An 11,421-nucleotide genomic window follows, 5' to 3' on the forward strand; every position below is an offset into this window, starting at 1 on the left:
CGGCGCCTCCACGGGACTTCACGGTAACAGCTCCCCCGCGCGACGCCTCCAGCGCAATGCGGGGACTCTGCCATAAGGGTGAGTCATGGCCCTCGGTTATCACCTTCGGTGACTGCCTGGACCACCGCAGGATGTCCGACCTCCCGACCGCGGTGGCACTACGGCAGCGCCTTGTCGGCCTCCGCGGCGGCGAGCAGCTCCTCGGCGTGCCCACGGGCCAGCGGGCTCTCCTCCTGGCCGGCGAGCATCCGGGAGAGCTCCCGCACCCGGCCGGCGTCGTCGAGCGTGACGATCCCGCTACGGGTGACCGATCCGTCGTCGGCCTTGTGGACCACCAGATGACGGTCCGCGAAGGCGGCGACCTGCGGCAGATGAGTGATACAGATCACCTGATGGGTGCGGGCGAGGCGGGCGAGGCGCCGGCCGATCTCCACCGCGGCCCGGCCGCCGACCCCGGCGTCCACTTCGTCGAAGACCATGGTCGAACCGGTGTCGGCGGCGGCGAGGACGACCTCGATCGCGAGCATGACCCGGGACAGCTCACCGCCCGACGCGCCTTTCTGGACCGGCCGCGGCGGCGCCCCGGGATGCGGTATCAGCCGCAGCTCCACGTCGTCGACGCCGAACGGTCCGAACGCGACGACCCGCAGGCCGACCGGCAGACCGGCTGGATCGTCGCGCTGCGACACGGCGGCCTCCNCCCGGGCCCGGGGCATCGCGAGCCCGGCGAGCTCGGCGGCGACCGCCGCACCGAACCGGGCCGCCGCCTTGGTCCGGGCCTCGCTGACCTCCTCGGCGAGCCGGGCCAGCTCGGCGGTCAGGCTGTCCCGCCGGGCGGTGAGCGCCTCGACGCTGTCCCCGGCGCCGTCGAGTTCCAGCAACCGGCGCCCGGCCTGGTCCGCCCAGGCCAGCACGCCGTCAATGCCGGTGCCGTGCGCCCGGGTCAGGCTGGTGAGGGCGGCCTTGCGCGCCTGGGCGTCGGCGAGGCGCACCGGGTCGGCATCGATGCCCTCCGCGTAGGAGGCGAGGTCCGCGGCGACGTCGGTGAGCAGCATCCCCACCTCCGTGAGCCGCGTGCCGAGGGCAGCGAGCTCGGCGTCAAGGGCGGACTCGCCGGCGATGACCCGCTGGGCCGCGGCCACCAGATCGACCGCACCGGGCTCGTCCGACCCGGTGGCCGGATCGCTCATCAGCGCGGCGTGCGCGGTCCGCGCCGCCCGCACCAGGGTCTCCGCGTGCTCCAGCTTGGTCAGCTCGGCGTCGAGGGTGACGTCCTCACCGGGGCTGGGGGCGATCCGTTCCACCTCGTCCAGGCCGATGCGCAGCAGCTCCGCCTCCTGCTCGCGTTCACGCACCCGGTCGGTGATCTCGGCGAGCTGCCGACTGACCCGGGTCAGCTCCCGGTACACACCGCCGTAGCGGGCCAACGGCCCGGCGACGGCGGAACCGGCGAACCGGTCCAACGCGTCACGCTGGGTGGACGGCTTGAGCAGGCGCTGCGCCTCGGACTGGCCGTGCACGGCGATCAGCTCCTCGGCGATCTCGGCGAGGACACTCGCCGGAACCGAGCGGCCCGCGACCTGCGCCCGGGACCGGCCCTCCGCGGTCAGGGTCCGACCGACGACGAGGACGGCGCCCCCCGGATCCTCGTCGAGGTCGCCGCCGACTTCGCGGACCCGGGCCGCGACAGCCGACTCGGCACCGATGACGAGCCGACCCTCGACAAAGGCGCGATCGACCCCGGGCCGGACCAGACCGTAATCCGCCCGCCCGCCGGTGAGCAGTCCCAGCCCCTGGACAATCATGGTCTTGCCGGCTCCGGTCTCGCCACTCACCACGGTGAGGCCGGGAGCGAGGTCGAGGGCGGCATCGTCGATGACCCCGAGGCCGCGGATGCGAATCTCCTCGAGCACGCCCCGAACTCTAGCGTCACCAGGACGGAGGCCGATATCGCAGAGGCGGAAGATCCGACATCGCTGTCCCCGCGTCGCGGCGAAGCCCCCCGACAATCACCCCAGGAAGCTCGCCGAAGGCGAGCTGACGGAAACCCCGAACGGCGCCCAGGGCCAGGGGTCCCCGCGTCGCAGCGAAGCCGCTACGCGGGGGAGGCACGCTGGTTGCGTCCCCGCCAACCTTCCACCGGAAGGCCGAACTTGGCAACAAGACGATCAGTGAACGGCAGCGGGTGCACCACGGCGAGCCGCACCGGTCGGCGGCCGCGGACCACCTCGACCCGCGACTCGGGGGGCACCTCGACGGACCGCCGGCCGTCACAGTAGAGGACCGCGGGCACCGGCGGCAGGATCTCCACGGCGACCGCGGAGGTCGGCGCCAGCACGAGCGGCCGGGCGAACAGCGCGTGCGCGCTGATCGGGGCGACCAGCAGGGCCTCGACGCCCGGCCACATCACCGGACCACCGACCGAGAAGGCGTAGGCGGTGGATCCGGTGGGCGTCGAACAGATCACCCCGTCGCAGCCCCACCGGGACAGCGGACGCCCGTCAATCTCCAACACGCATTCCAGCATCCGAGCGCGCTCGGCCTTCTCCAGGGACATCTCGTTGAGCGCCCAGCCGGTATAGGTGACCTCGCCACGCCGCCGGACCGTGACGTCTACCGTCATGCGTTCCTCGACCGTGTAGTCCTTGCGGACGACGTGCTCGATGGTGGATTCCAGCGCGTCGGGTTCGGCCTCGGCGAGGAACCCGACATGCCCGAGGTTCACGCCCAGCAGCGGGGCGTCAGCGGTGCGGGCCAGCTCCGCGCCGCGCAGCAGGCTGCCGTCGCCGCCGAGGACCAGCACCAGTTCCACCCCGACGGCCGCGTCGGCGTCGTGCGGCACGCTGTTGGCGGCGGTCAGGTCGAGCATCTCCGCCTCGTCCCGCAGCACCCGCGGCGACACCCCGGCGGCGGCCAGGCCCTCGATGACCCGATGGGCGCTCTCCCGGACCACCGAGCGGCGGGGNTGGGNGACGACGAGGATCTCCCGCGTCATGCCCGGCGCCCCGGTCCCGCGGGGCCGGCGGCGATCGCCCCGGCCAGGACGTCCGCGTCGAGCGGTGGGGCCCCGGCGGCCAGCCACAGCAGGTACTCGACGTTGCCCGCCGGGCCGGGCAGCGGACTCGCCGTGACGCCACGCACGCCGAGATCCAGCATGGCCGCGGACGCCGCCACGTCGTGGACCGCCTCGGCGTGCAATGCGGTGTCACGCACCNCCCCGCCGGGCCCGAGCCGCTCCCGGCCGACCTCGAACTGGGGCTTCACCAGCAGCACGAAATCGGCATCCGGGACCGCGCAGGCGCGCAGCGCGGGCAGCACCAGGGCCAGCGAGATGAACGACAGGTCCCCGACGACCAGGTCGACGCGGTCACCGATCTCGGCGGGCGTCAGGTTCCGGGCGTTGGTACGGTCGAGCACGCGGACCCGGGGGTCGCAGCGCAGCCGCCACAGCAACTGCCCGTAGCCGACGTCCACGGCCACGACGGTCCCCGCCCCGTACCGCAGCAGCACGTCGGTGAAGCCGCCGGTGGAGGCACCGACGTCCAGGCACCGACGACCGGCCACGACCAGCGTGGGGCCGGTCGAACGCGGGATTTCGGCACCCGGCCCCGGTTCCGGCCCCGGTGCGGGGACCCCGAAGGCCTCGAAGGCACCCAGAAGTTTGTGCGCGCCGCGGGAGGCGTAGCCGGGATCGTCCCCCTTCGTCACCGCGATGGAGGTGGATCCGTCGACCACCGTGGCAGCCTTCGTGGCAGGAATGCCGCCGACCAGCACCCGACCCGCGGTGATCGCCGCAACGGCCTGCTCCCGGGACCGGGCGAGACCACGACGGACAAGTTCGCTGTCCAGACGTGTCCGGCGGGACATCGCGACCCCGGAGCGACTCACCGCGCCGGCCGGATCATGCCCGGCCCGGGCCGCGGCCCTCCCGTGGGACGCGCCCCGCAACGCGCCGGAACGGGCACGCCCGGCCCGGCCGCGCCCCCGACGCCCTTGACCTGGTCAGCACCCTTGACCTGGTCAGCGCTCCCGTCCAGGTCCGCCAGTGCCCCGGCCAACCGGCGGTTTATCTCCTCGAAGACCTCGACATGCGCGGCCGTCGGTAGGACGTCGAGCATGTCCAGCCGGCCGAGGGCGCCGCGAACCTCGGCAGGCAGATTCTCGGTGTTCACGTTGTCAGCCTCCCGCACTCACGGCCGCTGACGCGACGGACCCTGGCGACGTGCGTCATGCGACGAATCTCATGTCCTGTCCACTCCTCGTCCGGCCGGATCCGCCCTCGGCCGGCCCGGGACCTCACCCCGGGTCCGTCAGGACCACCGGAGATCGGCTCGCAACCGGTGTAAACTCGCCCACCACGCGGGTCGTCCCGCCCGGAACACCTACTCTCACGCTAGTGTCCCGGCACGCCGGGCCGAGAGGGGCGCAGGTCGAACAGGCCGACCGGAACACCTACTCTCACGCTAGTGTCCCGGCACGCCGGGCCGAGAGGGGCGCAGGTCGAACAGGCCGACCGGAACACCTACTCTCACGCTAGTGTCCCGGCACGCCGGGCCGAGAGGGGCGCAGGTCGAACAGGCCGAGAGGAGGACCGGCCGGGATGGCCGACAGGTCGCAGTGCGAGGCCGCGCTCCATGCTCTCGCCGCCCGCCTGGATGGGCTCTCCGCCGACGGCCGTCCCCCGCGCGCCCCGGATCGCGTCATCGTCTGTCGTATCCCCGATCTCGGCGCTGTCTTCTCCGGGGAGCTGCGCGACGGCTGCCTGCGGCACATTGGCGAAGGCAGCCGCGACGACGCCCAGATCACCCTGACGCTGGAGAGCGACGACCTGGTGGCGGTCGCCGAGGGAAGGCTTCCCGCGATGACCGCCTGGGCCAGTGGGCGGCTGAAGGTGGACGCGAGCGTGTGGGATCTGCTGCGGGTCCGCTCGCTGCTGTGACGATGCGCCTGTTCACCGACGATGCTCCAAGGCGCCGGGACTCAGGCGAGCGCCACGGGCTCCGGTGCCCGGGGCGCCGGAGCCATCAGGTCCTCGCAACCCGGTGGGCGTCGCGCCGCGATCGCGTGGACGGCGACGCCGCTGTCCAGGGCGGACCAGACCGTGGCGCAGGCGGCCCGCAGCCCGTCCAGCCCGTCGGTGCCGTCCCCGTTCCACGTGTCGTCACCCGACATATCCCGGTCTGACGCATCCCCACCGGAATGACCGCCGCCTGAACGATCGCCATCCGACGCGTCATCGCCCAGCCCGTAGCTTTCACCCGACCAGTGCAGCGTCCCCTCCTCGACCCGGCTGCTCCAGGCGCCGCAACGATAGGCGTGGTTCCCCAGCTCCGGGACGGCCTCCACCGGTGGCGCCGCCCGGAGCAGCCCGCGCAGGTCCGCGGCGAGGAAGTCGGGACGGTGCGGAGCGGGAGCTGCGAGCAGGTCTCCGGGGGTCGTCACCCCGGTGAAGACGAGCAGGGTCGGCGTCGACGTCCGGTGACCGGCCTCGATGTCGGTGTCGAGCCGGTCACCGACGATGAGGGGTATCCGGGCTCCGCTGCGCCGCATCGACTCGCGGTGCATCGCCGACTCGGGCTTGCCGGTCACCACCGGCTCGCGGTCCGTAGCGGCCCGCAGGAAGGCGATGACGGATCCGTTACCAGGCGCGACGCCCCGCTCGGTTGGCACGGTGCGATCGGCGTTGCTGGCGATCCACAGTGCTCCGGCCCGGATGGCATAGGCCGCCTCGGCGAGGCGGGCATAGGNGAGATCCGGGNCGAACCCCTGGACCACCGCCGCCGGATCGTCCTCGGCCGAGTCCACCGGGACCAGGCCCTCCTCCATCACCGCCTGTCGAAGTCCCCGCCCTCCGGTAATGAGCACCCGGGATCCGGTGCCCAGCCGTTCGGCCAGGACGTGCGCCGCTGCCTGCGCCGAGGTGACGACGTCCTCGGTTTGCGCCGGCACGCCGAAGCCGCGCAGGCGGGCGGCGACCTCGGCCGGCGGGCGCAGTGCGTTGTTCGTGACGTACACCGTGCGCATCCCCCGGCGGCCCGCGGCTGCGATGGTGCCGGCCGCGTGTGGCACGGCGGCGGCCCCACGGTTGACGACACCGTCGAGATCCATCAGGGCGACGTCGAACAGGTCGGCCAGCGGCCGGTCCGTCCCGCGCAACGGCCCGGGGAAGCCGCCGGAAGACACGGAGAAACCAGAGGACACAGAGGACACAGAGGAACCGGACAAGCCGCAGGACGACGAAGCGGAGGAGACCGCGGAAGGGCTGACTGACGGAGGGCTGGTTGACGTGGTCTCGTGCGCCGGCGCGGGCACGGCGGCCGGCCGGGTCATGCTCGAGCCAACGCCGCGCGGGCGCCACGCAGCGCGACACCGTAGTGTCGGATGTCGGGACGCATCGCCACGGCCAGCGCCAGATGCTCCACGGCCGCCCGGAGATCACCGATCTTGCGGGCGGACAGCCCGAGGCCGAACTGGGCGTAGTCGTCGGTGGGATGCCGGTCCACGATCCAGGCGAAAGTCTCCCGGGCCGCGCCGTACTGACCGGCGGTGAACTGTGCCCGGGCCAGCGCCTCCCGCACGCTCGGTGAGGCGGGTTCGGCCGCGACGGCGTGGGCCAGCAGCTGCACCGCGGCATTGGCGTCCCCGTGGCCGAGCAGCGCCATCCCCCGGGTGTACCAGTCGTAGACCTCACCCGCCGGTCCCGGCCGGGACCGGTCCGCACTGTCATCCACCCAGGACGTCACATCGGACGGCACCGAGCTGGATCTATCACGTCGTCTGCGGGCGGGCAGCCCACCGGGCGTCTCGTCCGGTACATCCCCCGGAGGGCCGGTCTCCTCGGACATCTTCACCTCCACGACACGGACGATCATCTGTCTCCTCGCCACACCAATCCTGAGCACCGGGCACGGACCTCGCGCCAGGCCACGCGCCGGACCTCGCGCCGGGCCTCGCGCCAGGCCACGCGCCAGGCCACGCGCCAGGCCACGCGCCGGACTCCGCCGCACCGTGGCGCCCTCGATGCGCATCACCGCCTCTCACCCGAGGAACACCGCCAGATCCGGAATCACTCCGTCCGGCTTCGCCACCGCGGGCGCCAAGCGCCAGGCACATCCTCGAGGTCCGCAGCTCCAGTGTCGCCGCAAAGCCGCCCAACGTACCTCGAGATCCCCATAACGATCAGGTGTGCGCTGTCCACCGTCCCGCCGCTCCGATGGCACGCTCGCACTACGGGAAGGTGGTGAAATGTTCCTCTCGCCCGGTCGGGCCGGCCGGAACACGGGCGGTCAGCAGCGAGGGCACTCCCGGGTCACACCGGGTCCGCACTCTCGGGGCCCTACGATGCGGCTCATGGTTGACGCCGATCGTCCCGTTCCCGCTCCGGCGGGTCTCGTGCTCGCCCCGTTCCGGGCCGCACGATTTCCGTCCTCCGGGCCGGACCTCGCCCCGCTGACCTCCCCGCCCTACGACGTCATCGACGACGCCGAACGGGCGGAGCTCCAAGCGCGCGACGAGCGCAACGTGGTCCGGCTCATCCTCCCCGGGGAGGACTACGACGGGGCCGCCCGCACGCTGCGGGCATGGCTGGACAGCGGAGTGCTGCGTCGCGACGAGAAGGCCTCCGTCTACGTCTACGAGGAGGAGCGGGCCGGCCACGCCCAGCGCGGGCTGATCGGGGCGGTCGCGCTGACCGATCCGGATGCGGGGATCATCCTCCCGCACGAGAACACCATGGCGGGCCCGGTCTCAGACCGGTTGGCGCTGACCCGCGCGACCCGCGCGAACCTGGAACCGATCTTCCTGCTCTACGCCGGCGGCGGCGAGACCAGCCGGGTGGTCTCGATGGTGATCGCCACGACGCCGCTGGTGGAGACGTCCACGGACGACGGGGTGACGCACCGGCTCTGGGCCATCGACGATCCGGCGGTCCTCACCGCCATCGCCGCGGACCTGTTGCCCCGGCGCGCGGTGATCGCGGACGGCCACCATCGGTACGCCACCTACCGCCAGTACCAGGCGGAACGGCACGCCGCCGGGGATGGTTCGGGCCCCTGGGACTTCGGTCTGGCCTTCCTCGTCGACGCGACCGTCTCGGGGCCCCAGGTGCACGCCATCCACCGGGTAGTGCGTGGTCTCGGGCTCACCGAGGCGGTGCGGCGGGCCGCCGAGGTGTTCACCGTGCGTCAGCTCGCCGGGCCCGGCGAGGGNGGTACCGCCGCCGGGGATGCCGGTGGCGTGGGGCCGGCAGGCGCGGACCCGGACGCGCTGGTGGAGGAACTGGCCAAGGCCGGGCAGGGCGGGCACGCGTTCGTGGTCACCAACGGCACCGCGGCCTACCTGCTCACCGAGCCCGACGCCGACCTGCTCACCCGTAGTCTGCCCCCCGAACGGTCGGCGGCCTTCCGTGGACTCGACGTCACCGTCGCTCATCTTGCGTTGATCGTGGACGTCTGGGGGTTGACGGACACGGTGGGCGTGGTCGACTACCACCACGACGCGCCGGCCGCGATCGCCGCGGCGGCTGCGGCGGGAGGNACCGCGCTGCTGCTCAACCCCACCCCGATCGCCGGTGTGACGGCCGTCGCCGAGGCCGGCGAGCGGATGCCGCGCAAGTCGACGTTGTTCACCCCGAAGCCGCGCACCGGACTCGTGCTGCGTCCACTCGACGACTGACCGGCGTACGTAGGACCGGCGTACGTAGGACCGGCGTACGTAGGACCGGCGTACACACGGTCCGTCTCCCCGCGGACCCACGGATACCGGGCGGAGTGGTCCTCGGCCGAACGGTCCTACCTCCCGGTCTCCGTCGCCTCGGCCTCGGGAGCAGCCTCGGTGCCGGTGCCGGTGCCATGATCAGTAAGATCATGGCCGGTGATGTCCTGATCGACGTTCGCCTCGGTCCCGGCGTCCGCGTCGGGATCGGCCCGATCCGAGAGCAGGAGATCCGCGCCGTCCTGGGCAGCCTCCTCGTCCTCCTCGGGGAGAGGCCGACCAGTCATGATCAGATACGCACGGGCGTCGGCGTCGGTCTCTCCCTCGTCGATCGCAGCCGTGGAGGTGAACCAGCGTGCGGCCTCCTCTGGACGACCGGCGGCAAGCAGCGCCTCGGCATAGGCGTACCAGAGGCGGGCGGTCCACGGCGCGGGCGGCGTCTTGGCCGTGGCCAGATCCCGCAGCAACACGACGGCGGCCTCCGGCTGACCGAGGTCCCGGCGGGCCCCGGAGACGACGATGAGCATCTCCGCCCGAGCGGCCGGATCAAGCTGGTCGATCTGCGGATCCCGCAGGTAGGCGACGGTACGCTCCGGCCGGCCCAGTCCCCGTTCGCTGTCCGCCATCAGCGGCAGGTTGTGCGCGGAACCGTCCATCCGACGAGCGGCCCGAAGTTCCACCAGGGCCGTCGCGTACTCCCCCGCATGGTAGGCCGCGATACCGACCGCCTCGCGCACCGCAGGCAGGCGCGGCACCCGATCGGCGGCGGCGCGGGCGTGGGCGAGCGCGCGGGCGGGATCGTCGTCGAGCAGCAGGGCGGTCGCGACGAGATGGCGGGCGATCGTGTCGGCGAGCGACGATGGCAGCCCCCGAAGGGACCGGCGCACGTCGTGGTCCAGCAGGTCCGCGCGGGCCTCGTCGGGAAGTGGCGGAGCCGGCACCCGGGCCCGCCGGCTGCCCTGCTCAGTCTGATCAGTCCGGCCAGCCCGGTCGGTTCTGTCAGTCCGGCCAGGCCCGGTCGGACGGCCGCCGCGGGGGCCGCCGCGGGGGCCGCCGCCCCCGGGCCTGGAAGCCTCGGTGAACGGCCGGCCACGGCGCTCGGCGCGAGCGGCGCCGTCGCGGCGGTCCCCTCCACCGCTGGTGTCCCGGGGCCCCCGGGACTCCCGGCCTCGATCGCCGCCGGGCCGCGGGCCGGCCGAGCGCGTACCCGCGGGACGGTCGCCATCGGAACGCCAGACTCTGCCGTGAGTCGGCCGTTCAGGGCCGTCGTGCCGGGGCCGCGGGCCGTCGCTGCCGGCCCGGGCCTGCCCGGGCCGATGGGATACCGAGGAGTCGCGCCCCGGTCTGCCGTGGTCGGGACGGCTACTCGGCCTTCCGGACCGGCCGGTCTCCTCCGCTCCCGGCCGACCCCGACGCTCGCGCCAAGCCGCCTCGGCGGCGACCCGGTTGCGGGCGGAGGCTCCGCTCGCGCCCCGGTCACCGCTCGCGCCCCGGTCACCGCGCGGGCCGCCGGCTCGGNAAAAGCGCTCACCGCCAGCCGCCGGAGCACGCCCACCGCCGGTCCCCGTCCCCTCCGGACGCCGAGCCCCACCCGGGCGGCGGTCGACGAACGAGGCGGCCGAGGAGGAAGAGGAAGTGGCGGATCCCGCATCGCCCGCACGCGGCGATGCGCCGTACCGGGCGTTGCCGTACCGGGTGTTGGAGTCCGAACCCCTGGAGCGGTCCGGCCGGCCCTGGCCCTCCGGGCCGCGGCGGAACTGGCCCGCCCCGCCCCGCGTTCCTCCCCGCGCACCGCCCTGCCCGCCGCCGCGCGCACCCTGGCGCGCGCCCTGAGAGGGACCCCCCTGTCCGCGCGACGCGCCGGTCTCGGATCCGCCGCCCCGCCTTACGCCCGGGGCATCGCCACGCACCGGGCGCCCGGCGCGACGTCCCTCTGCCGGCGTGCCACGATCACCTGAAGCGTCCCGATCACGCCGCTGCGGGTGTGGGGACGTGAACGGCGTCGTCCCGCCTCGCTGACTGGATCTGTCTTCCCTCGGCATGACCGGCAACTTCCCTTTCATCCCGCAGGTACCGCGGTTGCGGCTGCGGGTCCCTCGTGATCCGGAGGCGCCCTCAGGCCGCCGGGCTTCCGACGCGGACACCACGGCGCCCGAGATCGTCGGCTGTGCTTCGGATGTTGCGTAGGTACGTCGGTCCGGGTTCACCCGGGTCCACGACGTTCACCCGGGTCCACGATGGTGCGGTGATGCCACAACCCTCAACGATACGACGTCCGGACCGGTGATGACCGGGTCCACCCGGTGACCATGCCGAAAAAGGGCGTGACAAAGGGTGTGGGGCTGTCTCCCTAGGGAGACAGCCCCACACTCGTATACGTCCGGCGGCGTCCTACTCTCCCACACAGTCCCCCATGCAGTACCATCGGCGCTGAAGAGCTTAGCTTCCGGGTTCGGAATGAGACCGGGCGTTTCCCCTTCGCCAAAACCACCGAAACACTATCCAGATATACCAGCCGAACCGGCCGTACACCCGAGAACCGCACAGTGGACGCGTAGCACCTTCGAAGACAAGCCCTCGGCCTATTAGTACCGGTCAGCTCCATGCGTCACCGCACTTCCACCTCCGGCCTATCAACCCGATCATCTAGTCGGGGGCCTTACCAGGCTACCCTGTGGGAGACCTCATCTCGAAGCAGGCTTCCCGCTT

At 72.9% G+C, this 11,421-nt stretch carries 9 protein-coding genes and 2 rRNA genes; 2 read left to right on the forward strand and 9 right to left on the reverse strand.

All coding sequences use genetic code 11. The annotated features are described in order from the left end of the window. Positions 1-158: 158 nt before the first annotated feature. The 4 genes from recN to ALLO2_RS11110 form a co-directional block, all read right to left on the reverse strand. Positions 159-1,913, reverse strand: coding sequence for a DNA repair protein RecN (gene recN, locus ALLO2_RS11095; protein ID WP_035731750.1), 1,755 nt, complete (start codon positions 1,911-1,913; stop codon positions 159-161). Positions 1,914-2,095: 182 nt separating this feature from the next. Further along, positions 2,096-2,995: an NAD kinase gene (locus ALLO2_RS11100; RefSeq protein WP_035731753.1), complete on the reverse strand. Its 900-nt coding sequence runs from the start codon at positions 2,993-2,995 to the stop codon at positions 2,096-2,098. Continuing rightward, entirely contained in the window at positions 2,992-3,867 is an 876-nt protein-coding gene (locus tag ALLO2_RS11105) for a TlyA family RNA methyltransferase (RefSeq protein ID WP_035731756.1), read from the reverse strand. The genes ALLO2_RS11100 and ALLO2_RS11105 overlap by 4 nt, the downstream gene beginning before the upstream one ends. 17 nt (positions 3,868-3,884) lie before the next feature. Further along, positions 3,885-4,172: a hypothetical protein gene (locus ALLO2_RS11110; RefSeq protein WP_011437546.1), complete on the reverse strand. Its 288-nt coding sequence runs from the start codon at positions 4,170-4,172 to the stop codon at positions 3,885-3,887. Between the two features lie 428 nt (positions 4,173-4,600). Here ALLO2_RS11110 and ALLO2_RS11115 point away from each other — a divergent pair, with 428 nt between their 5' ends. Continuing rightward, complete coding sequence (locus ALLO2_RS11115) at positions 4,601-4,939, forward strand: alkyl sulfatase C-terminal domain-containing protein (RefSeq protein WP_011437547.1); 339 nt, start codon at positions 4,601-4,603, stop codon at positions 4,937-4,939. A 41-nt stretch (positions 4,940-4,980) separates the two neighbouring features. Here the strand turns inward: ALLO2_RS11115 and ALLO2_RS11120 are convergent, their stop codons facing one another. Next, positions 4,981-6,330: an HAD-IIA family hydrolase gene (locus tag ALLO2_RS11120; protein WP_035731759.1), complete on the reverse strand. Its 1,350-nt coding sequence runs from the start codon at positions 6,328-6,330 to the stop codon at positions 4,981-4,983. Then, the gene (locus ALLO2_RS11125; protein ID WP_308726852.1) at positions 6,327-6,845 is read right to left on the reverse strand and encodes a tetratricopeptide repeat protein; all 519 of its coding nucleotides are present in this window, start codon (positions 6,843-6,845) and stop codon (positions 6,327-6,329) included. Before ALLO2_RS11125 ends, ALLO2_RS11120 begins: the two co-directional genes overlap by 4 nt. A gap of 496 nt (positions 6,846-7,341) precedes the next feature. Here ALLO2_RS11125 and ALLO2_RS11130 point away from each other — a divergent pair, with 496 nt between their 5' ends. Continuing rightward, positions 7,342-8,673, forward strand: a complete 1,332-nt coding sequence (locus ALLO2_RS11130) for a DUF1015 family protein (RefSeq protein ID WP_011437550.1) — start codon at positions 7,342-7,344, stop codon at positions 8,671-8,673. Positions 8,674-8,789: 116 nt separating this feature from the next. On the opposite strand, the gene ALLO2_RS11135 is transcribed toward ALLO2_RS11130, so the two are convergent. The 3 genes from ALLO2_RS11135 to ALLO2_RS11145 form a co-directional block, all read right to left on the reverse strand. After that, positions 8,790-9,653, reverse strand: coding sequence for a tetratricopeptide repeat protein (locus ALLO2_RS11135; protein ID WP_023842160.1), 864 nt, complete (start codon positions 9,651-9,653; stop codon positions 8,790-8,792). 1,437 nt (positions 9,654-11,090) lie between these two features. Continuing rightward, positions 11,091-11,207, reverse strand: a 5S ribosomal RNA gene (gene rrf / locus ALLO2_RS11140). Positions 11,208-11,277: 70 nt separating this feature from the next. Beyond that, positions 11,278-11,421: ribosomal RNA gene (locus tag ALLO2_RS11145) — 23S ribosomal RNA — on the reverse strand; the annotation flags it as partial.

This window comes from Frankia sp. Allo2, from assembly GCF_000733325.1.
GTDB classification, from domain to species: domain Bacteria; phylum Actinomycetota; class Actinomycetes; order Frankiales; family Frankiaceae; genus Frankia; species Frankia casuarinae.

Excerpts from the sequence above, each read along its gene's own strand:
- ALLO2_RS11125 (WP_308726852.1), bottom strand. The coding sequence starts at position 6,845 with ATGTCCGAGGAGACCGGCCCTCCGGGGGATGTACCGGACGAGACGCCC.
- ALLO2_RS11115 (WP_011437547.1), top strand. The coding sequence starts at position 4,601 with ATGGCCGACAGGTCGCAGTGCGAGGCCGCGCTCCATGCTCTCGCCGCC.